Raw genomic sequence first — 23953 nt, 5'->3', positions numbered from 1 at the left:
AGATGGGGCATTATAAAGGCTGAAACATGCCGTGACTTCCTATCTGAAAGGGTGACTGGTTTTATTTCCCTGCCAAGGGATAATCACCCCCTTCTCCCTGCATTCCCGAGGGCTTCTACACCTATGTGGTACAACGGTCTGCTCGACTTGTCGGCCTGGCAACTGGTTGGCGTCACCCTGCTGATGACCCATGTGACCATCGTCAGCGTCACCCTCTACCTGCACCGCTACTCCGCCCACCGTGCCCTGGAGCTCAATGGCGCGCTCAAGCACTTCTTCCGTTTCTGGCTGTGGCTGACCACGGCACAGAACACCCGCGAATGGACGGCCGTGCACCGCAAGCACCACGCCAAGTGCGAAACCCCGGACGACCCGCACAGCCCGGTGTACAAGGGCCTGGGCACGGTTCTGCGCAAAGGCGCCGAACTCTACCGCGAAGAGGCACGCAACCCCGAAACCCTGCGCATCTATGGCAAGAACTGCCCGGAAGACTGGATCGAGCGTAACCTCTACTCTCGCTACAAGCTCGGCGGCATCGTGCTGATGGCGGTCATCGACCTGCTGTTGTTCGGCACCATCGGCATCACCATCTGGGCAATACAGATGATGTGGATTCCGTTCTGGGCCGCCGGCGTGGTCAACGGCCTGGGCCACGCGGTCGGCTACCGCAATTTCGAATGCCGCGACGCCGCCACCAACCTGGTGCCGTGGGGCATCGTCATCGGTGGCGAAGAGCTGCACAACAACCACCACACCTACCCCAACTCGGCCAAGCTCTCGGTCAAGCGCTGGGAGTTCGACATGGGCTGGGCGTGGATCCGCCTGTTCTGCCTGCTGCGCCTGGCCAAGGTGCAGCGTGTCGCACCCATCGCCCACCGCGTCGAGGGCAAGGCCAGCCTGGACATGGACACCGCCATGGCCATCCTCAACAACCGTTTCCAGATCATGGCCCAGTACCGCAAACTGGTGATCGGCCCGCTGGTCAAGCAGGAGCTGGCCAAGGTCGATGCCTCGGTGCGCCACCGCTTCCGCCGTGCCAAGCGCCTGCTCTCGCGTGAAACCAGCCTGCTGGAAGACCGCCACCACGTGCGCATCGAGCGCATGCTGGCCCACAGCCAGGCATTGAAAACCATCTACGAGAAACGTCTGGCCCTGCAACAGATCTGGGCTCGCACCAGTGCCAACGGCCACGATATGCTCGCGGCCATGAAGGACTGGGTACACGAGGCCGAGGCCAGCGGCATCCATGCCCTGCGCGACTTCGCGGCACAGCTGAAAACCTATTCCCTGCGCCCCACCGGCGCCTGATAGCCGCTGATCGGCACGCCCTGCAACGGGGCGTGCCTGCTGGAACTTCCTCGCTGAAAATCCACTCAAACCCGGCACATCGCCCGCGTGGCGGGCCGGTTAGTGGCCGCGCGCCTCATCAATGAGAACTGCTCCGTGCTCATGGCCAGAAACCCTCCTTCGTCATTTTCAGGTACACCGCCTCCCGAAGCTGCACAAACCTTGCTGGCCCTGTTCCATGCCCAGGGCGAAGTCGCCCGCCTGAGTGAGCGCGAACAGCTCTACAGCTCGCTGCTCGACAGCGTCAACGCCGTACTCTGGGCGTTCGACTGGGAAACCCGCCAGGTGCTCTATGTCAGCCCGGCCTACGAGCGCATCTTCGGTCGCCCGGCCAGCCTGGTGCTGGCCGACTACAACGAATGGCGCGACAGCATCTACCCCGACGACCTGGAATTCGCCGAACGCAGCCTGGCCCAGGTGCTGCTCAAGGGCGCCGTGGAAGACCGCGAGTACCGCATCCTCAACGCCAGCGGCCAGGTGCGCTGGCTCAGCGACAAGTGCTACATCAACCAGCAGAGCGAAGGCGAGCGGGTGATCATCGTCGGCATCGCCGAAGACATCACCGAAAAGAAGCAGCTCGAAGGCGAACTGCAGCGCCTGGCCACCACCGACGTCCTGACCCAGAGCAGCAACCGCCGGCACTTCTTCGAGTGTGCCCAGCAGGCCTTCGACAGTGCCCGGGAGGACGGCACGCCTCTGGCCTTCCTGCTGCTGGACATCGACGACTTCAAGCGTATCAACGACAACTACGGGCACCAGGAAGGTGACCAGGTGCTGCAGCGCATCGCCGACAGCGGCAAGGCCGTGCTACGTCGCGGTGACCTGTTCGGGCGCATCGGTGGTGAGGAGTTCGCAGCGGTGTTCCCAGGCTGCAATGCACAGGTCGCCGAGCAGATTGCCGAGCGGTTGCAGCGGGAAATTCAGCGCCAGGGCTTCAGCCATGGCGATGAGGTGTACAACGTTACGGTGAGCCAGGGGCTGACCGGGCTGACGGAGGAAGACGAGTCGCTGGACAGCTTGTTCGCCCGCGCCGACGCGGCGATGTACCGGGCCAAGCGGCAGGGTAAGAATCAGATAGTTCGCGGCTGACTGGGGCTGCTGCGCAGCCCCGATACGTTAAGTCGGCACTTGTTCTTCAGGAGTAGGGGGTTCCTCACCCTTGGCTTCCATCACAGGCTCCTTCACGTCCTCCTGCGGCTTTACCTCAGGATTCTCCACCTTGCGCAACCGGCTCAGCTCCGGCAGCCCAATCTTCAGCAAACGCGCCGTCTTGCTGCTGGCAATCTTCTCCAGCCCCTGATCTGCCGGCAGGCGCGCCAGTTGCCCGGCCAGGTTCAAGGCGAGGATCTCCCGCGAATACACCCCGCCACCCAGCTGATAGATGGCCGCGATCAGCTCACGCAGGCTCAGCGGCAAGCGCCAGCGGGTTCGCAGCGCCGAGCCGAACGCTGCGCCGAATTCGTTGAGCGACAGCTGCACCCGGTCTTCGTCCAGCTCCCCCCCGGCCAGGCGCCACTCCTGCAGGCAACGGAGCACCGCCAGGTCGCCCAGGCAGTGCAACAGGCCGGCACAGTAGCAGCGCTCCTGATCCAGTTCGAGCATGCGCGCCAGCGTGCGGGCGTATTCGGCCGTGTGCAGCGACAGGTTCCAGTAATGGGTGGCATGTTGCGTCAGCAGCGGGTCGCTCAGCCGCGCGCTGCGCTTGAGGGCAAGGCCGAGAATGAGGTTCATGCTCTGGGTGCTGCCGAGCTTGTTCAGCGCCTGCATCAGCGTCTGCACCGGTGCGTCACGGTGCAGGCTGGCACTGTTGGCGGCGGCGATGAGCACCGCCGTGATCTGCGGGTCGTCGCGCACTTCCTCTTCGAGCACCTTGAGGTTCAGGCCCTGCGGGTTGAGTGCGCGCTTGATCGCCACCTGCACATCGGCGAACAACGGCCCGCCATCGGCAGTGGCGCGACGTTGCTCGAGGTAAGCCGGCAGGTTGGCGCCAGGCTGCAACGGCGGCACCGGGCAGGTGATCTGCTCGCCCACGGCCAGCAGCAACTCTTCCAGGCTTTTGCGCAGCTTGTCCAGGTTCAGCGGTTTGCTCAGGTAAGCCGTGGGGTGCAGCGGTAGCGCTTCGCGCACACTGGCGCTATCGCTGCGGTTGCTCATGAGAATGAATGGCAGCTCGGGGCCTTTGGCGCGCACGTTGCGCAGCAGGTCGAGGCCATCGCAGCCTGCCAACTCACGGGCTGCGATGATCAGGTCAGGTTTGCTGGCCAGCGCAGTCAGCGCCTGCGAGCCGTCGGCGCAGACCTGCAAACGGGCGTCGCAACGCACGCTGAGCAGCATTTCACTCAGCATTTCGCGTACCCAAGGGTCGCCCTCGGCGATCAATACGCAAGGTGGGGTGGGGTCTGCAGCACTCATGGCCAACTCCTGAATATCCCTGACACACAGTCCTTCGCAGCTTCCAAGGCGAATCCCTTCCACCACCATAGCCTCACCCGGCTTTTCTGGGCACAAAAAAAACCCGCCTAAGCGGGTTTTTTCATGAAGCGCATCACATCAGGCGAGTTCAGCGAAGCACTCTTCGATGATAGCCAGGCCTTTGTCCAGCAGCGCGTCTTCGGCGGTCAGCGGAACCAGGATACGCAGGACGTTACCGTAGGTGCCGCAGGACAGTAGGATCAGACCCTTGTCACGCGCCTTGGCCACAACCTGGGCAACGGCAGCAGCGTTCGGAGTGTGGGTGCCTTTTTCGAAGACTTCCACAGCGATCATCGAGCCCAGACCGCGGACGTCACCGATGATCGGGTGCTTTTCCTGGATCTTGCGCAGGCCAGTGGTCAGGTGCTCACCAACAGCCTTGCTGCGGTCCAGCAGTTTCTCTTCCTCGAACACCTGGATAACGGCCAAGGCCGCGGCGCAGGCAATCGGCGAACCGGCGTAGGTGCCGCCCAGGCCGCCCGGAGCGATGGCGTCCATGATTTCGGCCTTGCCGCATACACCGGCCAGCGGGAAGCCGCCAGCGATGGACTTGGCGAAGGTGGTCAGGTCAGGCGCGACGCCCATCTGCTCCATGGCGAAGAAGGTGCCGGTACGGCCAGCGCCGGTCTGTACTTCGTCGGCGATCAGCAGGATGCCGTGCTTGTCGCACAGCTCGCGCAGGCGCTTCATCAGCTCTTTCGGCGCTGGCAGGAAGCCGCCTTCGCCCTGGACTGGCTCGAGGATGATCGCGGCGATGTCGCGCGGCTCGGCATCGTTCTTGAAGATGCGCTCGACCGAAGCAATGGCGTCGTCAACGCTGACACCGTGCAGTTCGCTCGGGAACAGGGCGCGGAAGATGCCGCCTGGCATCAGGCCCATGCCAGCGGAGTACGGCACGACCTTGCCGGTCAGGCCCAGGGTCATCATGGTACGGCCGTGGTAGCCGCCGGTGAAGGCGATAACACCAGCGCGGCCGGTGGCAGCACGGGCGATCTTGACGGCGTTTTCAACGGCTTCGGAGCCGGTGGAAACCAGCAGGGTCTTCTTGTCGAAGTCGCCTGGGACCAGCTTGTTGATCTTTTCGCACAGCTCGACGTAAGGCTCGTAGGCCAGCACCTGGAAGCAGGTGTGGCTGACCTTGGTCAGCTGCTCTTGCACAGCTGCAACCACTTTCGGGTGCAGGTGGCCGGTGTTGAGTACTGCGATGCCGCCGGCGAAGTCGATCAGTTCGCGGCCTTCAACGTCGATCACCGTCGAGTTCTTCGCGGATTCCACGAAGATCGGGTGGATCTGGCCGACGCCACGTGGGACGGCGGCTACACGACGTTGCATCAAGGATTCGTTGGTCTTGCTCATAAAGCCCTCATTGCGCCGACAGCGGCGCTTTTATTCGGGGGTGGCCGGGTGTGTTCGCGAACAGTATTCGTTGATCGACTGCCGTAAACGCCCTGCCCACCAGGTACTGCGATGTCAAAAAGGCCAGCGAGACGTCGCTCTCGCGCCCCGCTGGCAGAGGTAAAGCCTTTTACCTGGCGATCAGACGCTGATGCACAGGTATTTGATTTCGAGGTAGTCCTCGATACCGTACTTGGAACCTTCGCGGCCCAGGCCCGAAGCCTTGATGCCGCCGAATGGCGCGACTTCGTTGGAGATCAGGCCGGTGTTGATGCCGACCATGCCGTATTCCAGGGCCTCGGCGACACGGAACACACGGCTCATGTCACGGGCGTAGAAGTACGAGGCCAGGCCGAACTCGGTGTCGTTGGACATGGCGATCACTTCGGCTTCGTCTTTGAAGCGGAACAGCGGTGCCAGTGGGCCGAAGGTTTCTTCCTTGGCGACAGCAGCGGTGTTCGGCACGTCGACCAGAATGGTCGGCTCGAAGAAGTTGCCTTCGATCAGCTTGCCACCGGACAGCACCTTGGCGCCCTTGCCTACGGCGTCTTCGATGTGTTCCTGGACCTTGGCGACAGCCTTGCCGTCGATCAGCGGGCCAGTGGTGGTGCCTTCTTCCAGGCCGTTACCGATCTTCAGCTTGGCGACAGCAGCGGCCAGCTTCTGGGCGAACGCGTCGTAGACGCCATCCTGCACGTAGATACGGTTGGCGCAGACGCAGGTCTGGCCGTTGTTACGGTACTTGGAGATGATCGCGCCCTCGACCGCCTTGTCCAGGTCGGCGTCGTCGAACACGATGAACGGAGCGTTGCCGCCCAGCTCCAGGGAAACCTTCTTGATGTCCTTGGCGCATTCTTCCATCAGCTGGCGACCGATTTCGGTCGAGCCGGTGAAGGACAGCTTGCGTACCAGGGAGTTGCCGGTCAGCTCGCCGCCGACTTCGCCAGCGCTGCCGGTAACGACGCTCAGCACGCCAGCCGGGATGCCGGCACGGTTGGCCAGCTCGACCAGGGCCAATGCCGAGTATGGGGTCTGCGAAGCAGGCTTGAGCACCATGGTGCAGCCAGCGGCCAGGGCCGGGCCGGCTTTACGGGTGATCATGGCGGCCGGGAAGTTCCACGGGGTGATGGCCGCGGTAACGCCGATCGGCTGCTTGATGACGATCAGGCGCTTGTCTGGCTGGTGGCCGGGGATGGTGTCGCCGTAGACGCGCTTGGCTTCTTCGGCGAACCATTCGATGAACGAGGCGGCGTAGGCGATTTCGCCCTTGGCTTCGGCCAGTGGCTTGCCTTGCTCGGTGGTCATCAGGCGAGCCAGGTCGTCCTGGTTCTCGATCATCAGTTCGAACCAGCGACGCAGCTTGGCCGAACGCTCTTTGGCGGTCAGTGCGCGCCAGGCCGGCAGGGCCTTGTCGGCGGCTTCGATGGCGCGGCGGGTTTCCGCGGTGCCCATCTTCGGCACGGTACCGATGACTTCACCAGTGGCCGGGTTGGTCACTTTGATGGTCTGGCCGCTGTCCGCATCCAGCCACTCACCGTTGATGAAGGCTTGCTGGCGGAACAACTGAGCGTCTTTGAGCTGCATGTCGGCTTCCCGAATTGTTGATTGTGTGAAAAGCGCCCAAGGCAGGGCATCGAGCGTTTGAAATCTCAAACGAATCCTAAGCGGGTGCTGGGGTGTTGGACAATAGGCTGTTCGAAAAAAAGAACGAATGGTTGAACACCCAGTCCGAAAAAGCCGTTACAGGTTAGACGATCGAGCGCAGAGACATGTGAAAGGCGGGGGTTGCCATGGCATTTTCAGTGCCTGTGGAATCGAGCGCCGCGCGGGCGGCGCTCGATGCATGCATCCATACAGAATTTACGTCATGCCCACCCAGTTCAGAACGCCTTGGCCAGGTCGATCACCAGGGCCCGGTAGCCAACGGACCCCGGCTGGCGGCTGTGTACCTTGAGCTCCACCAGCACCTCCTGAGTCCCCCGGCGTACCTCGTTGAGCACCGTGGTGGTCAGCTTCTCGGGCGTGAGGAAGTTGACCGAAGCCGAATAGATGAACTGCGTGTCGGTCTCCGGCCGGTAGGCCACAACCGAGGTCACCGGGCTGTACCACTCGTCGCCGCGCTCCTTGCCGTACTCCCAGACCTGCTCGACCGTGCCCTTGGTTTCGTCGATCTTGTACTCCACCGCCCGGCTGTAGTTGCCACTGAGCTTGGTCGGGGCAAAGTCGCGCCCCCAGCCATTATCGAACACGGTCAGCGTGCCCTTGCCGGTAAGCCAGGCGGTGTGCTGGGTCCAGGACCAGTCGAAGCCTTCGCTCTCGACGGGGGTCAGTACCTTCTCGCGCAGGCGCTGCGGCCAGCCTTGAGGGGATGCGAGAATCCACTTCACCTGTTTGTCACGACCAATCTTCACCACACCCTGATGGCGCGCTGAAACGATAATGCTGTCGTCATCGGCGTCGTAGTCGATGGCATTGACATGGGCCCAGTTGCGCCCGGTGCCCACCCCTGGGGTATCACCGAACGGCAGGTCACCTTCGGCCAGTTCGTTGGCCAGGCGGTCGTCCTGCTTCTGTACACCTTCTGGCAGCTGGATCGCCGCCTTGCCCAGGGTTTCCAGCAAGTCGCCGCGGTAGGGGTCGAGAATCTGGTTCAGGTCCCAGAAGTCCAGCACGTCGCCGGCTTCGTTGACCTCGATGATGTGGTCTCGTATCGAACGCACCCGCTTGCCGTCCGGGCGCCGGTAATCGCTGGTGCCGACGCGCAGCAGGTAAGTGCCGTTGGCGGTTTCGCGGATCTCGTGGGAGAAGTCGGCGAATTTGTCCGGCAGGTTGCGCTGCCAGATACGCCGGCCCAGCAGGTCGAACTTGGAGTAGGTCTGGCCCTGCCCCCAGATCAGCTTGCCATCGCGGGTCTGCTGGAAGCCCATGGTCCCGCCCAGGCCGTCGCGGCGGTTGGAGTCGTGGATCTGCTCGATGTCCAGGTACCAGCGCACGTCACCATTGCTGTCGGAGATCCAGTTGTTGCCGACCTGGTCCCATTCCGCGGCGCCGCCCAGGCCGTTCCACTTGAAGGCACGGCCACCGGGAATATCACCTTGCAGGTGGTTGAACAGGTACAGGCGCTGCTCGAAGCCTGGCGCCACCTTGACCGGTTCGACCTCCGGCAGCGCGGCGGTCTGCTTCGCCACCACCGGCAGGCGCACGGCCGGAGCATAGATCTGGTACTGCTCGCGGATGCGCTCGCCGTCGAGCTTGTAGGTCACTTCCACCTGGTTGACGTAGTCCGGGTACAGGCCGAATACCGGGATGCCGCCATAGGTCCACAGCGAGCGCTCGGACACCTCGTAGGCAATGTCCACACCGCGCTCGCCCTTGCCGCGCACCCGCACATGGGCGGCGCTCAGGTTGCGCCCACCGTCGCGGATGATCGCGGTCAGCGGCGCCAGGCGGTACGGGTTGACCACCACATCGCCGAGCAGCGCATCGGTGCGCTCGGGGACCTTGGCAGTAAGGCAGGCGCCTTCAGGCAGTATCGGGGTTTCAGTCTTGGCGTTCATGGCAAAGCTCCTTTTTACTCAGAAGTCGTAACGGGCGGTGGCGCCGAAGGTGCGCGGGGTACCGAGCACGCCGGCATATCCACCGTTGGCGGAGTTCCACAAGCTGGTGAAATAGGTCTTGTCGCCGGCGTTCTTCACCCACAGCGACAGGTCGATCAGGCCGTCGCCTTGATCCAGGCGCACACCGGCGGAGAGGTTGACCAGCGCGTAGCTGGGGATCTGGCCAAAGTCGGAATCATCGATGGTGCCCACCGCCCTCGAGCGGAACGCGTAGCTGGCGGTGACGTATGGTTCGACATGCTGGCTGGCCTGCCACTTGTATTCGCCGTTGAGGTTGGCGATGTACTTGGAAGCGCCGACCACCTGGTGGCCGGACAGGTCGCAGGTGGCCGTGGCATTGGCCAGGCTCACTTCCGGCGGGCACGGTGCGTCGTCGTACTTCAGGTAGCGCACGTCGTTCCACGAACCGTTGAAGTTCACCGTCAGGCCTTTGATCGGCAGCGCCGTGGCTTCGAATTCCAGGCCTCGCGAGCGCACGCTGCCTGCGTTGGCCAGGTACTGCACGCGGTTGATCTGGTCGTAGACGTTGGCCTGGTAGCCATGCACCTCGGTCCAGAACAGGTTGGTGTTGAGCTGCAGGCGGTTATCGAACAGCGTGCTCTTGAGGCCCAACTCGGCGTTGTTGGCCCGCTCGGTGCCGACCAGCAACGAGTCGGTGCCCAGGCGCGGCGCGGCGCCGACGGTGAGGTTGACGCCACCAGACTTCTCGCCGTGGGTCAGGGTGGCGTAGCCGAGCAATTGCTCGTTGAAGCGATAGCTCAGCCCCAGCAGCCCGGAAGGGCTGAAGCTGTACTGGTTGAGGTCGCCCGAATCGTACGCCCCCACCCTGCCCTGGCGCGCAGCGGCGGCCGCACCGGTTACGGCAGCACCACCGGTTGGCGCGTCGCGGGTCACCCAGGCGCTCTTTTCCTCGTAGGTGCCGCGGATGCCGGCGGTGAAGTCCAGGCGATCGGTGAGGTGCCAGGTGCCCTGGGCGAACAGCGCGTAGCTGTCGGTATCGATATGGCCATTGCCGATGGTATTGACGTTGGCCAGGGCGCCGGCCGGGGTGATGTTCCAGATGTCCGCCTGAGGGCCGTAATAGGTGAAGGACTTGTTGTCCAGGTCCTGCTTGAAGTAGTACGCGCCGAGCACATAGTCGAAGACGCCACCGGTGGGCGACGCCAGGCGGATTTCCTGGGAGTACTGCTTGTCGCGTACCGACACCCCGGCGCTGTAGAACACCGGCACATTGAGGCCGTCGTCATTACGCGGGGTGAAGTCCCACCAGCGGTAGGCGCTGATCGAAGTCAGGGTGAAGTCATTGGGCAGGGTCCAGTTGGCCTCCACCGAGGTACCCCCCTGGAACACGGTCACCTGCTGGTCGGCATCGAAATTGACCTTGCGGTCCTTGCCCGATACCAGCGTCGCGCCCGCCTGGGCGGCCAGGCTTTCGTAGCGGTTGACGCCATTGATGGTCGGCCCGGTGCTGTAGAGGCTGAGGATGCCGTTGTTGGAATCTTCTTCGTTGTACTCACCGATCCAGCGCAGGTTGAAGGTTTCGCTCGGCTTGAACAGCAGCTGGGTACGAAAGCCCTGGCGTTTGCCACCGTTGAGCTCGTCGCCGTTGTGGATGTTCTTTACATAACCATCGTCTTCGGTGTGGTAGGCACTGATGCGCCCGGCCAGCGTCTCGGTGATCGGCCCGGAGTAACTGCCCTGGGTCTGCAGGTAGCCGTCCTCGCCAATCGATTGCTGAATGCTGCCCTCGGGGTGGAAGGTCGGTTTGCGCGTGGTGATGTTCAGCACCCCCGCCGTGGTGTTCTTGCCGAACAGCGTACCCTGCGGGCCGCGCAGCACTTCCAGCTGGTCGACGTCGAGCAGGTCGAACACCGCCATGCCCGGCCGGCCGAGATAGACGTTGTCCAGATAGATGCCGACGCTGCCTTCCAGGCCATCACTGGCCGGGTTGTTGCCCAGGCCACGAATCGAGATGCTCGACTGCCGTGCATGCACGTAGGCGACGTTGGTGCTGGGCACCAGCTGTTGCAGATCCTGCACACGGTAGATGCGCTGGGTTTCCAGGGTTTCGCTGCTGAGCACACTGATGGGCGTGGGCACGCTCTGCGCGGTTTCCTCGCGGCGGCGGGCATTGACCGTGACCGTACCGAGCTTGGCTTCCTGCTCCACGGCCGGCGTGGTGCTGACGGGTTCTTCGGCAAAGCTGCCGCTGGATGCCGCCAGCAACACGCCGGCGGCCAAGGGTTGCAAGGTAAAGCGCGACGCGCGCGCAGGCCAACGGGAAAGTCCGGACATGCAAGTGCTCCTTGAGGCTGCGGCCCTGGGCGAGCATTTCCGTTGGCGGAACCGAATCGCGGTCAGTTGGGCTTATATTCTTTTAAGAGATATAAATATTTGTAAATCATATTTTGTGGAATAAGTGACTCCCTTTATAAGGGGGCTGACCCTCTTCATCAATTGCATTCGACCGAAAGTTTTCATGTAGAAAATGCATATCGACCTACGCCAGCTCCGCCACTTCATCGCCCTTGTCGAACACCGCAGTTTCGTCGCTGCGGCGGCTGCGGTGAATCTGTCGCAATCGGCCTTCAGCCGCAGCATCCAGACCCTGGAGCACAACATCGGCTGTCGTCTGGTCGACCGTGCCAGCAAGGAGCTTTCACCCACTCGACAGGGCTTGCTGGTGCTGGAGCATTCGCGGCGCCTGGTGCATGGCGCGCATAACCTGGTCAACGAGATTCACCAGTTCAATGGCGCCACCACCGGCGTGGTGCGCTTCGGCTCCGGCCCGGCTCCGGCTGGCGGCCTGGTGCCAAAGGCCGTGGCGCGCTTCGTGGCCGAATACCCGGCGGCGCGCACCTGCTTTCAGGTGGATAACTGGCAGGCGCTGAACCGCAAGCTGATCGCCGAGGAGATCGAATTCTTCGTTGCCGATACGCGCCAGTTCGAGTCCGACCCGGATTACCGCGTGCACAAGCTGGCACCGCAGCGCTGGCACTTCTGCTGTCGGGCCGGGCACCCGCTGACCGAGCAGAATGAAGTGCGTGCGCGGGACGTGTTCGACTACCCGCTGGCCACCACTTTCCGGCCGCCAAACATCCGCAAGATCCTCAGCGACCTGAGCGGCCGCCAGGACTTTCTGCCAACGGTGGAATGCGAGCATGGGTACGCCCTGCTGAACGTGGTGATGCAATCGGACACCATTGGCATTGCCTGCAATGCGAATTTGCGGCCCTACCACAGGGAGGGGGGACTGGTGGCGTTGAAACTGGTGGACCTGTTACCGGAGCAGGAAGAGGCGTTTTACACCCGCTATGGGGTGGTGAGCCGGGTGGGGTATGGCTTGTCGCCGCTGGCTCAAGGGTTGGTCAGGCAGTTGATCGCCTGCGATGCCGAAATCTGAGGGCTAACCGTATTCCCTGTGGAAGCGGGTTCGGCGCTCCGATTAACCCGCTCCCACAGGGTCCATCTCAAGGCCTTGATACCAGGCCTACCCCTTGCGGGTTGTCCGGCTCAACTGGCCATCCACGCCCACCGGCACCTCACCGGCCAACGTCACCCGCCGCACCACGCGTGGCTGGGTGCCGTAGTCATCCACGGCATAATGCTGCGTCGCGCGGTTATCCCAGATCGCCACATCGCCCGCCTGCCAGCGCCAGCGCACGGTGTTCTCCAGCCGCGTCACATGCCCCTGCAACAGCGCAAACAGGTGCTGCGAGTCAGCCAGCGAATAACCTTTGATGCGCTTGACGAAATGGCCCAGTTGCAACGCCCGTTCACCACTGATCGGGTGTACGCGCACCACCGGGTGCTCGGTCTCGTAGACGGTCGAGGTGAACACCTTGCGATAACGCTCAAGCTTGGCCGGGTCGACATCAGGCTTGACGCTCGCATAGTCATATTCGTTGCTGTGCACCGCCCACAGCTTGTCAGCCAGCTCGCGCAGCGGCTCAGGCAACTCCTGGTAGGCCGCGGCCGTGTTGGCCCAGACGGTGTCGCCGCCGGAAGCCGGCGCCACCACGCTACGCAGGATCGAGGCCTTTGGGTAGGCCTCGACGAAGGTCACGTCGGTGTGCCAGGAGTTGGCCCGCTGGCCTTCGGCGCCGTCCAGTTGCAGCAGGTAGCTGGTGCCGTCCACCACTGGCACGGTGGGGTGGGCGACCGGCTCGCCGAGCAGCTTGGCAAAGCCTTCCTGGGCCTGGTCGTCCAGGTGGGTCTGGCCACGGAAGAAAATCACCTTGTGCTTCACCAGCGCCGCCTGGATGGCGTCGACGGTGGCGGCATCGAGGTCGGCAGACAGCTTCACCCCACGGATTTCGGCGCCGATGCGGCCGGCAACCGGTTGGATGTCGAGTTCGAGGGCGTGTGGCGCTGAGGCTAGTGCGGCATTGCTCATGGTCGTGGTCCTTGCGGTCATGGTCGGTTTTGGGGTTCAGCGGGCGGCCTGCACGGCCTGTTGGGATTGCAGTGCGGTATCGAGGAAACGCGGTTCGACCCACTCTGAAACCTGGAAGCCACGGCGGATCAGGCGCTCGCGTGCGGCCAGGTCGACGCCCTGCTGCAACTGGGCGATGAAATCGGCGTCCAGGCGAGGATCGAAGTAATGGGCCAGGTCTTCGTTGGCCAGGTCATCGCTGAGGATGCTGCGTGGCCAGTTGGCGTTGCTCGCAACCAGCTCGACGTAGGCCTCGCGGTTACGCTCGTCGCGCAGCCAGTTGGTGGCCTGCTCCTGGGCATTGACCAGGCGCTGCACCAGCTCGGGGTATTTGCGAATGAAATCGCCCGTGCCGAGCAACACCGCCTGGGTGCTGCCGGCGCCCGCCAGGTCGCGGGAGTTGACCGGCAGCTCGACCAGCCCGCGCTCACGCAGCGACAACAGGTTGGAAAGCCCCCAGGTGGCGTCGATCTGTTTTGCAGCCAGCGCAGCGTTGGCGGCGTTGAAGTCGAGGTTGATCACTTTCAGGTCGCGCTCGGACAACCCCTGGCTGGCCAGCGCGCTGGCGAACGACAACTGGTTGGCGGTGCCGCGGAACACCGCCACGCGCTTGCCCTTGAGGTCGCGCAGGGACTTGATGCCGGACCCCGGCACTACGCCCAGATAGCTCTTCACCCCACGCACCCCGGCCGACAGCACACGGGTGTCGAGGCCGTTGGCCTTGCCGACGATCGCCGCCAGGTCGCCCAGGTAGGCGAAGTCGGCCTGGCCATTGGCCAGGGCTTCGTTGACCACGGGGCCTGCGCCCTTGAAGAAGTGCCAGTCGATGCGGATGCCGTCTTTGGCAAATTCCTTTTCCAGCAGCTGCTGGTCGCGCAGTACGTCGACCACACCGCCCGCACTGTGCTTGCTGCCGGCGCTGAGGTCGGGCACCGCGATGCGGATGCTTTCCGGCTTGGCCGGCTCGGCTGCGTGGGCGCCCAGGGTAAAGGCCAGGCCGAGTGCGGTGATCAGGTGGCGAAGCGGGGTTTTCATGGCAAGGCTCCTTGGCAGGCTGCCACCGGCGATGGCCGGCGCGTTGGCCAGAAGCTAGGCAGGTCTGGTTAGAACCCACAAAGATCAAAACTTCATTTTTCAGTAACGGAAAGACATAAACGAGGATTCATGCGGGGCGCGGGGTGGCTTGCGGGAAACGCATGGAAAATATGAGGAAAACGCAACGGCGAGGGGGTTCCGCATGCATGGCTTGCATGCTCTTATCTCTTGAATATCGCTTGTGTAATTTTTTAATTCCATAAGTGAATAACATTGAAACGCTTCGAGAGATGGCCGATGAATGGAGTTCTGAGCAAAGGGCGGGGTTGGCTTCGCTGGCCACTGCGCGCCCCAATCACGGCGCACGGCCGCTCCCGCGTGGGTCGCGTCTTGCCATGGGCAGTGCCGGTGTGCATTGCCTTGCTGTGGTGCGTGGCGAGCCAGCAGCGCTGGATGAGCGAGCAGATCCTGCCGGCGCCCTCACTGGTGTGGCAAAGCGCGTTGGAGTTTGGCTCCGGTGAGCTTTGGGGGCACTTGTGGATAAGTCTGCAGCGGCTGTTCTGGGGGCTGCTGACGGGCGTCGGCTGTGGCTTGCTGCTCGGCACATGGCTGGGCACCTCACGCCACGCGCAGACCTGGGTGCTGCCAACCTTCGTGGCCCTGGCGCAAATCCCTACCCTGGCCTGGATTCCGCTGTTCATGCTGTTCTTCGGTATCGGCGAACTGCTCAAGCTGGTGGTGTTGGTGAAAGCCGTCGTGGTGCCGGTCACCCTGCACACGCTGGTCGGCGTGCGCGACGCGCAGCCGAAGCTGCGCGAAGCCGCCGCCGCGCTGCGCCTGCCGCGTCACCTGTTGTTTCTGCGCCTGCTGCTGCCAGCGGCCCTGCCCGCCTTCCTCACTGGGGTGCGCCTGGCCCTGGCGACCGGCTGGACGTCGTTGCTCGCCGTGGAATTGCTGGCCTCCAGCGAGGGCATCGGCTACCTGATGGTCTGGGGCAGGCAGCTGTTCATGCTCGATCTGGTGCTGTTGTGCATCCTGGTGATCGGTCTGGTCGGTGCACTGCTGGAGCGCGGCTTCTCGACCCTGGAAAAGCGCCTGCTGTTCTGGCCTCAACCGGCCACCGGCGAACAGCAGCGCGGGCCCATTCCACGGGGCTGGCAAAGCCTGCTGCTGCCAGTGGCATTGCTGGCGCTGTGGCAGGCGAGCAATAGCCTGGGCTGGATCGACCCGAACATCCTCGCTTCGCCGCTGGATGTGCTGCGCGCGCTGTTCAGCGGCCTGGCCGACGGCTCGCTGCCAGAAGCCATGCTGCTGAGCCTGCAGCGCACCCTGACCGGCCTGCTCCTGGGTGGCGGCGCCGGCTTGCTGAGCGGGTTGCTGCTGGGGCTGTCGCCAAAGGCCGAACGCCTGTTCGGGCCAAGCCTATCGGCCCTGCGGCAAGTGGCGCTGTTTGCCTGGGTCCCCTTGCTCACGGCCTGGTTCGGCCTCGGCGAAGGGGCCAAGCACGTGTTCGTCGGCCTGGCGGCATTCTTCCCGCTGCTGATCGCCACCCAGCGCGGCATCGCCAGCCTCTCGCCACAACTGGGCGAAGCAGCCCGCACACTGCGCCTGAGCCTGTGGCAACGACTGCGTCTGCTGGTGCTGCCCGGCGCCGCACCGGCGATATTCGCCGGCTTGCGCCTGTCCTTGATCTACGCCTGGCTGGGCACCATCGGTGCTGAGTACTTCATGCCCTCGGACGGTGGCATCGCCAGCCTGATGATCGGCGCGCAGCAATTGTTCCGCATGGACCAGGTGATGGCCGCGATGGTCCTGATCGGCCTGGTCGGCGCCCTGCTCGGCACCCTCGGCCAACGCCTCGAATCGCGCGCCACGCGCTGGAGAACCGCATGAACGCCTTCAATGCTTCACACCTGCACACGGCCAATCAGGCCGACACCACGCCGCCGCTGGTCAGCTTCGAAGGCGTCGGCAAGGTCTTCAGCGTCGATGGCCAGCCCTTCGAGGCCATCCGCAACTTCAACCTGGCCATCAACGAAGGCGAGTTCATCGCCATCGTCGGCGCCTCGGGCTGCGGCAAGTCGACCCTGCTGCGCCTGCTGGTCGGGCTGGACACCGACTATAGCGGCAGCATCCGCATCGATGGCCAGGCGGTCAGCGGCATCGGCGGCGAGCGCGGCATCGTGTTTCAGGAGCATCGGCTGTTCCCCTGGCTGACGGTCGAACAGAACATTGCCCTGGGCCTGGTCAACGAACACCTGACCCAGGGAGAACGCGCCCGGCGTGTGCATGAGTTCGTGCAACTGGTAGGCCTGGTCGGTTTCGAGTCGGCCTACCCGCACCAGCTGTCCGGCGGCATGGCCCAGCGTGTAGCGATTGCCCGTGGCCTGGTGGCCAGCCCGCGCATCCTGTTGCTCGACGAGCCGTTCGGCGCGCTTGACGCACTGACCCGCCAGCAGCTGCAGGACGAACTGCTGGCCATTCGCGAACGTGCCGGTATCACCACGCTGCTGGTGACCCATGACGCCGAGGAAGCCACCTACCTTGCCGACCGGGTCGTGGTGCTGGAACCACGCCCCGGGCGGATCAAGTCGGTGGTGGACATCGACCTGCCGCACCCGCGCCTGCGTACCGGTGTGGCCCTGCACGGATTGCGCGAGCGGGTTCTGCACCAGATCACCGGTGACGGCGGCTACCTGCCGCCGCCAGCACGTCGGGTGGAAGGTCTGCGGCCTGAACTGATCGCTCTTTAGGTCCAAGCCGCTGCGGGGAAGAAGCGCTCGACCACAGCGTCATGCTGCACCAGCTGCAGGTAGGCATGACGATCGAACGGCAGGCCGGTGCGCATGGCGTAGATCGGTTTGTCGGTGGGCTTGAGCACTTCGCGCAAGCGGATGCGCAGAAAACGGTAATGCGTACCGCTGACCTCGCCGGCGGACTCGATCCGAAAGTAGCGCCCAGGAGTGAACAGCACCTCGGCCTCCTGCCAGTTCAACGACAGGGATGCCACCGGCACGCCGCTGGCCTGGCCATCGACAAGCAGCTCGTACAACACGGTGTTGTCATCGAAATGCTCCGCCACCTGCGCCAACGGCAGGTCGACCGCCTCCTTGGGCAGCATGAACCGTCGGGGAATGTAGGGACTCTCGGTAAACGACGTGATGTCGGTGCTGACCAGCACATCGCCTCGGCGAATTGCACCGGCCCGCCAGCGTGCTCCGATGGTCACTCGCGGGCCACGGCCTCCACGCCACAGCACCTTGGCGCCGCTGCGAGGGAGTTGCTCCATCGAGTCGAACAGGTTGTCGAGGAATGCCCGCAGCTCGTCTTCAGGTACCGCGGCCAAGCGCTGCCTGCCGATACTGAACACATCGTTGACCTTGGCCATGTGGCCACTGTATTGCTCGATCAGGTTGTTGTGCACGTCACCTTCGTGCCTGAAGCTGTAAAAGCGCTCGCCTTGACGCGCCACATGGGGCGTACCGAACTCGTCCGTCGGCGCCATGTGCCCCTCGAACCCGGGTAGCTCGGCCTGGTTCAGCAACGCTTTGTGACGCTGGCGTACAGCGCGTGAAACCAGGTCGCTGGAAGCCTGGTCCACCTCCATGTAGGTATCCCACTGCTCAGGCGTAGATTCCGTCAGCACCGAATATACGGAAAACGCTATCACCAGCAGGTCGCACACGGCTGAAGTGAACGCTTCATTGCGCTGGACCTTGTTGGGAGCATTCACCAACGCATCGATATCCAGCCCCAGGCGAACGCTGCCAAGCATGAACAGCACCATGCCAAGAGGCTGCCACCCCAAGGCGAACACACTCAGCACGGTGATCGCGATCCCCAGCTCATGTCGCCAGTATTGTTTGTGCAGGTCGCTGTTGGAGACCAGTATGCGATGGCCGGCCTCGACGTCATGCCTGACCCATTCGCTCATCTGTTCAAACAGCGGCCGAGCCACTTCGGCGCCCAGGCCGAACGGCCAGTGTGGCGCCGGCCCGGTACCGCTGCGCTCGCGCAGTCGCTGCAGCCCGGCCTTGCGCGTGGCCTCGTCAACCTCGGCGTAGGGCTTGTGCAGGGAGTCGTACCAGCTCTGGCCCTCTTCCCCATGCAACTGCCTGGAAACCCAGATGCGCAAGGCTGCCACGTCATCGAATGCCTGCAGCACCACGTCCGCCGTCGGGGTATACAGAAGAAACCGGCCGTTACGCAGCGCGAAGGTCAACAAGTGCCCTCCTCCGTGCATCGGGTAGTGCCGAACCGAGTAATCGCCAGTGCCGCCTGGGCCACTCAAACCGGCCAGGCTCAGGCGCTTCCCGGCTTCCAGCCCCATCCACGCCCATAACCGCTGGCGATCCTCGGTGGTGACATGGCCAGCCATCAGGCTGCTCTCGATGGCAGAGATGAAGCTGACCTTGAGCAGCACAGGCAGATCCTTGCCCTCATTGCTCCAGAACCGATCCGTGCGCTCACGCACCACATTGGCAAAGTCGAGCTCCCAGAGATGCTTCCTGACCTTCACCGGGTCGAGCTTCACTTCGTTCTGCGCATCGAACGCCTGCGCACCCGGGCCATCACGGTAAAAACCGTTCAGGCGGAAGATCGTATCGGCATCTTCGTCCTGCAACTCGACATCGAGACGCCTGATCCACAGCTCGGTGAAGGTCAGTGAGCTGATCGGTGCGTGATGGTGCGTCCACCCGGTGAAACTGCGGGCTCGCCGGTTGTCCCCCTTACGGAAGTGGTGCCACCAAACCTGGTCGGGGTCCAGCGCCATGCCGGTTTGCATCAGCAGGTAAGCGCTTGCCTGCTCGTGCGCCAGCGATTGCAGGTCAGGAAACGCCTCACGGTACCGTCGGGCCTTTTCCAGGATGGTCTTGGCGTCCTTTAGCCACTCAAGGCTCTGCGCGTATGGATCGGTCATGCCCATGCTCCTCGGTTCGAGAGCCTTGATGCTGCTCCGCCCCGAGGAGAGGAAGGGGATACCCCTATGCCACCCCCAGTCCGCGCAAGTATTCCCAGGGGTAGATACCCCGTTGGTGCCCATCGCTGAACAGCAGTTGCACGCCGTAACCCTGCGGCTCGATGTGCTCCACTCGCACATCGTCCTGCACCACGCCAATGGCGCCGCGCAGGCGGGCGGCGCGGCATTGCGAGCACGGGCAGGCACCGCGCAAGCGCGCATGGCTGATGACCTGCTCGGCATCCTGCCACTGCACGCTCAGCAGCCCCGCCTCGCGTTGGTTGCGGATTGCGCTGGGGCTGTTCATCACGCAGCCCCGCGCAGCTGCGCCAAGGCGATGCGCACGGCCTTGCGCACTTCCGGATCGCTGTCCGCCTCAGCCGCCTGCAACGCCGGCAGGGCGCGGGCCTGGCCCAGTTCGCCGAGCGCCAGCGCGGCCTCCTTGCGCAGGTTGGCGATGGCATGGCCCAGCAGGGCGGCCAAGGCATCCAGCGCCTCGGTGTGACGCAGGCGGCCCAGTGAACGGGCAGCGCGCAAGCGCACTTGCCAGAAGTCATCCCCTAGCGCCACCACCAAGGCGGGCCCGGCCTGGGCATGGCCAACCTTGCCCAGCGTCGTCGCGGCTTCTTCGCGTACTTGCCAGGCGGGATCGCGCAAGGCGCCAACCAGCGCCGGCAACACGACCAGGTCATGCGCAAGCCCCAAAGCGCCAATCGCTGCGCGACGTACCTCGGTGTCGGGCTCATGCTCGGCCAGTCTCGCCAAGGCAGGCAGCGCGGGCTCGTGCTTGAGCCAACCCAGGATCCCCACCGCTTCGCGCCGCACCAGCGCATCCTGGTCCTCCAGTGCCCGCAACGCAGGCTTGGCAGCGTCCTCCAGGCGCAGTTCGCGCAGGGCGCGCAAGGCACTGGCGCGGACAAAAGCATCGGCATGGGCCGTCCACGGCAAAATCAGTTGCCCGGCTTCCGGGGTCTTCAACTCGCTGAGGCTCTGCGCGGCAGCCAGGCGAACCGCTTCGGCGCCATCCGCCAGCGCGGCGCACAGTGCCTGCACCACTTCCGGCTCTTCCCAGGCCTCCAGCAGCCGCGCGGCCTCGGCACGCACGTCGTCGGCGCCATCGACCAACAGCGCATCGGTCAGCCACGGCAAGGCATCAGGGTCTTCCAGGTCGGCCAGCGCGATCAGGGCAATGCGTCGCACACCCGCATCGTCGGCTTCGAGGCGTGGCAGCAGGTCAAGAATTTCGGGGTTGTCGGTGCTTCGTTCCGTCATAGCGCAATCCTTAACGGTGGGTGTTCAGTGGTCGGCAGGCCGAGCGGCGTCAGGCGCGGCAATTCGCGGCCTTCTTCATGGCGCAACAAGGCCAGGCAATGGCGTTTGAGGTGGGTGAACTCAGCGCTGGTCAGCAGGCTGGTACGGCGCGGGCGTGCGAAGTCCAGGCGCAGGTCCTCGATGAAGCGACCGGGGCGTGGGCTCATCACCAGCAGGCGATCGGCCAGAAACAAGGCTTCGTCGATATCGTGGGTGACGAACACCACGGTGGTGCGAATGCGCCCCCAGATATCCAGCAGCAGTTCCTGCATGCGTGCACGGGTTTGCGCATCGAGGGCGCCGAAAGGCTCGTCCATCAGCAGCAGGCGCGGGCGATTGATCAGCACCCGGGCGATCTCGGCACGCTGCTGCATGCCACCGGACAACTGGCTGGGCCAGCGCTCGGCGAAGTCCGCCAAGCCCACCAGTTGCAACATGTCGTATGCCTGTTGGCGGCGTTCGGCCTTGCCCAGGCCTTGCATCTTCAGGCCAAAGGCGACGTTGTCGAGCACGCTGCGCCACGGCAGCAAGGTGTGGTGCTGGAATACCATGCCGCGCTGCGGCGAGGGCCCGGTGATGGCTTGGCCATCCACGCTCAGCTGGCCGCTGCTGGGCACCAGATGCCCGGCCAGGGCACCGAGCAAGGTCGACTTGCCGCAACCGGAAGGCCCGAGGATGCAGACGAACTCCCCCGGCTCCACAGCGAAGTCCAGGCGCTGCACCGCCTCGAAGGCCTCACCGCCCCGCCCCAGACGGATCGACAGGCCCTGCCCCTCGATCCGCCCCGGCGCCTGTTGACAGGGGTTCATCAGGCAGCCCTCCGTGTGCGGTACCAGGGCGTGACCAGCGCACCCAAGTGCTTGACCAGCGAGCTACTGCCCATGCCCAGTACGCCGATCAGCAGCATGCCGACGATGATGTCCGGGTAGTTCTGCAAGGTATACGACTCCCAGGTGTAGTAGCCGATGCCGAACTGCCCGGCGATCATCTCGGCAGTGACCAGGCAGAACCACGAGGTGCCCATGCCGATGGCAAGGCCGGTGACGATGCTCGGCAACGCGCCAGGCAATACCACTTCGCGCAGGATTGCCCAGCGCCCGGCACCGAGGCTGCGCGCCGAGGCTACCAGGCGCGGGTCGACGGCCTCCGCGCCATGCACGGTGTTGAGCAGGATGGGGAACAGCGCGCCGGTGAAGGTGATGAACACCATCGACAGCTCCGACGACGGGAACATCAGGATTGCCAGCGGGATCCACGCCACCGCCGGTATCGGCCGCAGCACTTCGAGCGGCGGCAGCAAGGTGTCCTCTGCCCATTTCGAGCGGCCGATCAGCAGCCCCAGGCTCACACCCAGCAGCGCAGCAGCGGCATAACCGGCAAACACCCGCGACAGGCTGCTGCCCAGGTGCGCCAGCAGCGTGCTGGAGGTCAGCAACTGCCAGGCCGCACTCAGCACCGCCTGCGGCGTGGGAACATAGGTGAAGGTCAGCAGACCGAGGTCCAGCTTGACACTGGCCGCCGCCTGCCAGAACAGCAGGCAGGCCAGCAGCGAAACCAGACGCACGGGCCAGCGCTTGAGGTCGCGGGTCATCTCGATGCCTCCGGTCAGCGCTGGGCGACCAGCTTCTGGTTGGCGCTGACAAAGTCCAGCGCTTCGCCGCCATGGGCCTTGGCGTACTGCTCGGCCTGGTCCTTGAGCAGGAAAGCGGCCAGTTCGCCCTTGGCATTGCGCACGAACCAGGCCTGGTTGGCCAGCAGCTTGATGCCGCTGTCGGCAGCCTGGGCGTAGATGGCGCGAATGTCCTTGCCGTCCTGTTCCAGCTGAGCCAGCGCGCCGAGGGCGGCTTCCGGCGAGGCGTAGTGGCGCACCTTGGCTTCACCGCGCACCCAGATCTGCGCCAGGCGGCTGAAGTCGGTGATCGGTTTGCCCGTGAGCGCGTCGTTGGCCTTGAGTGGCAGCGGCGCATAGTTGTTCAACGCCTTGTCGTAATCCAGGCCGTCCTGCTTGAAGGCTGCGCGGATGTACTGGTCGTCGATGAACTGGTCGGTGTCGAGACCGCGATCGGTCTTTTTCAGCAGCTTGAGCGTGTCGATGGAGGTCGCCACTGCCTGGCGGTATTCAGGCTTCCAGGTCAGGTCACGGGTCTGCAGGCCAAGCGGGCCGTGGAACAGGTAATTGACCTCGGCCTCGATGCCGGTGACCTTTTCGATCAGCTCGCTGTACTTTTCCGGTTCGGCCGCGATCAGGCGGTCCGCTTCAAGGCTGGCGCGCAGGTAGGCGGTGACCACTTCCGGGTACTTCCTGGCGTAGTCGGCATCGACCAGGGCGCCATGGAACGTCGGCGCGTTGGCCTGGGCACCGTCGTAGATCTTGCGGGCGAAGCCGCGATTGGGGAACAGCTCGGCGAACGGTACGAAGTCGGCGTGAGCTTCGATACGGTTGCTGCGCAAGGCGGAACCGGCGATCTCCGGCGCCTGGGCGATGATCCGCACGTCGTTCTGCGGGTCCCAGCCCTGGGCTGCCACGGCGCGCAGCAGCATGCCGTGGGCGGTCGAGGCGAACGGCACGGAGATGGTCTTGCCCTTGAGCTCTGCCAGCGACTGCACCTTGGATGCCGCCGGCACCACGATACCGTTGCCACTGCCATGCACACTGCCCGACAGCACGCTGATGAACAGGCTGCGCTTGCCGGCATCCAGGTGCGCGACGCCGTTGAACGAACCGGGGAAATCAGCCATGGCGCCGAAGTCGAGCTTGCCGGCGACCATCTCGTTGGTCAGCGGTGCACCGCTGGTAAAGTTCTTCCACTCGACCTGGTAGTGGGCGTCCTTGTACTTGCCATCGTGCGGCAGGTACTTGTCGAGCAGACCCAGCTCGCGAATCAGCAGGCCGCCCGTGGCGCAGTTGATGGTGGTGTCCTGGGTACCGATGGCGATGCGGATGGTTTCGGCGCTGGCGTTCAGCCCGGTGAGCGCCAGCGCGAGGCCGGCCACGGTTGCTACAAGGCGCATGGATGTTTCCCCTCGAATCGTTTTGAGTGCTGGAATCGTCTCCGCCGCCCGGCTTGGGGGTGGGAAACGAGGGGCATTGCAGGAGGGCGCGTCCGGTGGCTCCCCGGATGGCGCAGATGAGTCAACGCAGCAGGTACGGGATGTCGACCTTGACCGCGCCGGTGGGGCAGTCTTTCTCGCAAGGCATGCAGTACCAGCACTCGTCGAATGCCATGTACGCCTTTTGCGTGGCTGGGTTGATCGCCAGCAGGTCCATGGGGCAGACCTCGACACACACGGTGCAGCCCTTTTCGGCGATGCACTTGTCTTCGTCGATGGTTACCGGGGCGCTGCTGCGGAACAAGATTTCCTGGGGCTGGTAGGCCATTT

Annotated in this window: 19 protein-coding genes; 5 read left to right on the top strand and 14 right to left on the bottom strand. The window is 64.1% G+C overall.

Going from position 1 to position 23953, the window contains the following annotated elements:
• Positions 1 to 123 precede the first annotated feature (123 nt).
• Together desA and HU738_RS06060 are read left to right on the top strand one after the other, a co-directional pair.
• Positions 124 to 1308, top strand: a complete 1185-nt coding sequence (gene desA / locus HU738_RS06065; RefSeq protein WP_186601420.1) for a delta-9 fatty acid desaturase DesA — start codon at positions 124 to 126, stop codon at positions 1306 to 1308.
• A 141-nt stretch (positions 1309 to 1449) separates the two neighbouring features.
• On the top strand, positions 1450 to 2436 hold the full coding sequence (locus tag HU738_RS06060) for a GGDEF domain-containing protein (protein ID WP_186601630.1): 987 nt from the start codon (positions 1450 to 1452) through the stop codon (positions 2434 to 2436).
• A gap of 27 nt (positions 2437 to 2463) precedes the next feature.
• Here the strand turns inward: HU738_RS06060 and HU738_RS06055 are convergent, their stop codons facing one another.
• The 5 genes from HU738_RS06055 to HU738_RS06035 all read right to left on the bottom strand — a co-directional run bounded on the left by HU738_RS06055 (position 2464) and on the right by HU738_RS06035 (position 11126).
• Entirely contained in the window at positions 2464 to 3759 is a 1296-nt protein-coding gene (locus HU738_RS06055) for a response regulator (RefSeq protein ID WP_225923404.1), read from the bottom strand.
• A 138-nt stretch (positions 3760 to 3897) separates the two neighbouring features.
• Positions 3898 to 5175 carry a 4-aminobutyrate--2-oxoglutarate transaminase gene (gene gabT / locus HU738_RS06050; RefSeq protein ID WP_054887246.1) on the bottom strand — a complete coding sequence of 426 codons (1278 nt, stop codon included), beginning with the start codon at positions 5173 to 5175 and terminating at the stop codon, positions 3898 to 3900.
• Between the two features lie 180 nt (positions 5176 to 5355).
• Positions 5356 to 6798, bottom strand: a complete 1443-nt coding sequence (gene gabD, locus HU738_RS06045) for an NADP-dependent succinate-semialdehyde dehydrogenase (RefSeq protein WP_176509150.1) — start codon at positions 6796 to 6798, stop codon at positions 5356 to 5358.
• A 296-nt stretch (positions 6799 to 7094) separates the two neighbouring features.
• Positions 7095 to 8771, bottom strand: coding sequence for an aryl-sulfate sulfotransferase (locus HU738_RS06040; protein WP_186601421.1), 1677 nt, complete (start codon positions 8769 to 8771; stop codon positions 7095 to 7097).
• Positions 8772 to 8789: 18 nt separating this feature from the next.
• Positions 8790 to 11126 carry a TonB-dependent receptor gene (locus HU738_RS06035; RefSeq protein ID WP_186601422.1) on the bottom strand — a complete coding sequence of 779 codons (2337 nt, stop codon included), beginning with the start codon at positions 11124 to 11126 and terminating at the stop codon, positions 8790 to 8792.
• Positions 11127 to 11319: 193 nt separating this feature from the next.
• On the opposite strand from HU738_RS06035, the gene HU738_RS06030 reads away from it, so the two are divergent.
• The gene (locus HU738_RS06030; RefSeq protein ID WP_176509153.1) at positions 11320 to 12234 is read left to right on the top strand and encodes a LysR family transcriptional regulator; all 915 of its coding nucleotides are present in this window, start codon (positions 11320 to 11322) and stop codon (positions 12232 to 12234) included.
• 87 nt (positions 12235 to 12321) lie between these two features.
• Here HU738_RS06030 and HU738_RS06025 read toward each other — a convergent pair whose 3' ends face one another.
• Together HU738_RS06025 and HU738_RS06020 are read right to left on the bottom strand one after the other, a co-directional pair.
• Positions 12322 to 13227, bottom strand: coding sequence for a TauD/TfdA dioxygenase family protein (locus tag HU738_RS06025; RefSeq protein WP_186601423.1), 906 nt, complete (start codon positions 13225 to 13227; stop codon positions 12322 to 12324).
• Between the two features lie 36 nt (positions 13228 to 13263).
• Entirely contained in the window at positions 13264 to 14301 is a 1038-nt protein-coding gene (locus HU738_RS06020; protein WP_186601424.1) for an ABC transporter substrate-binding protein, read from the bottom strand.
• A 297-nt stretch (positions 14302 to 14598) separates the two neighbouring features.
• On the opposite strand from HU738_RS06020, the gene HU738_RS06015 reads away from it, so the two are divergent.
• Together HU738_RS06015 and HU738_RS06010 are read left to right on the top strand one after the other, a co-directional pair.
• Positions 14599 to 16194: an ABC transporter permease gene (locus HU738_RS06015; protein ID WP_225923403.1), complete on the top strand. Its 1596-nt coding sequence runs from the start codon at positions 14599 to 14601 to the stop codon at positions 16192 to 16194.
• Positions 16191 to 17054 (top strand): ABC transporter ATP-binding protein, encoded by an 864-nt coding sequence (locus tag HU738_RS06010; RefSeq protein WP_186601425.1) that lies wholly within the window; start codon positions 16191 to 16193, stop codon positions 17052 to 17054. Before HU738_RS06015 ends, HU738_RS06010 begins: the two co-directional genes overlap by 4 nt.
• Here the strand turns inward: HU738_RS06010 and HU738_RS06005 are convergent.
• The 7 genes from HU738_RS06005 to HU738_RS05975 form a co-directional block, all read right to left on the bottom strand.
• Positions 17051 to 19222: a dermonecrotic toxin domain-containing protein gene (locus HU738_RS06005; protein WP_186601426.1), complete on the bottom strand. Its 2172-nt coding sequence runs from the start codon at positions 19220 to 19222 to the stop codon at positions 17051 to 17053. The two genes, HU738_RS06010 and HU738_RS06005, sit on opposite strands and share 4 nt — an antisense overlap.
• 64 nt (positions 19223 to 19286) lie before the next feature.
• On the bottom strand, positions 19287 to 19568 hold the full coding sequence (locus tag HU738_RS06000; RefSeq protein ID WP_186601427.1) for a DUF971 domain-containing protein: 282 nt from the start codon (positions 19566 to 19568) through the stop codon (positions 19287 to 19289).
• A complete protein-coding gene (locus HU738_RS05995) occupies positions 19568 to 20533 on the bottom strand; it encodes a HEAT repeat domain-containing protein (protein WP_186601428.1) in 966 nt (321 codons plus the stop codon). Before HU738_RS05995 ends, HU738_RS06000 begins: the two co-directional genes overlap by 1 nt.
• Entirely contained in the window at positions 20530 to 21381 is an 852-nt protein-coding gene (locus tag HU738_RS05990) for an ABC transporter ATP-binding protein (protein ID WP_186601429.1), read from the bottom strand. Before HU738_RS05990 ends, HU738_RS05995 begins: the two co-directional genes overlap by 4 nt.
• Positions 21381 to 22163 (bottom strand): ABC transporter permease, encoded by a 783-nt coding sequence (locus HU738_RS05985; RefSeq protein WP_176509161.1) that lies wholly within the window; start codon positions 22161 to 22163, stop codon positions 21381 to 21383. The genes HU738_RS05990 and HU738_RS05985 overlap by 1 nt, the downstream gene beginning before the upstream one ends.
• A 14-nt stretch (positions 22164 to 22177) precedes the next feature.
• On the bottom strand, positions 22178 to 23584 hold the full coding sequence (locus HU738_RS05980) for an ABC transporter substrate-binding protein (protein ID WP_186601430.1): 1407 nt from the start codon (positions 23582 to 23584) through the stop codon (positions 22178 to 22180).
• A 121-nt stretch (positions 23585 to 23705) separates the two neighbouring features.
• On the bottom strand, positions 23706 to 23951 hold the full coding sequence (locus tag HU738_RS05975; protein ID WP_054887076.1) for a 4Fe-4S dicluster domain-containing protein: 246 nt from the start codon (positions 23949 to 23951) through the stop codon (positions 23706 to 23708).
• Between the last annotated feature and the right edge of the window lie 2 nt (positions 23952 to 23953).

Source organism: Pseudomonas vlassakiae (assembly GCF_014269035.2).
Taxonomy (GTDB): domain Bacteria; phylum Pseudomonadota; class Gammaproteobacteria; order Pseudomonadales; family Pseudomonadaceae; genus Aquipseudomonas; species Aquipseudomonas vlassakiae.
The sequence above is the reverse complement of the archived record's forward strand: the minus strand, read 5'-3'. Positions and strand labels throughout refer to the sequence as shown.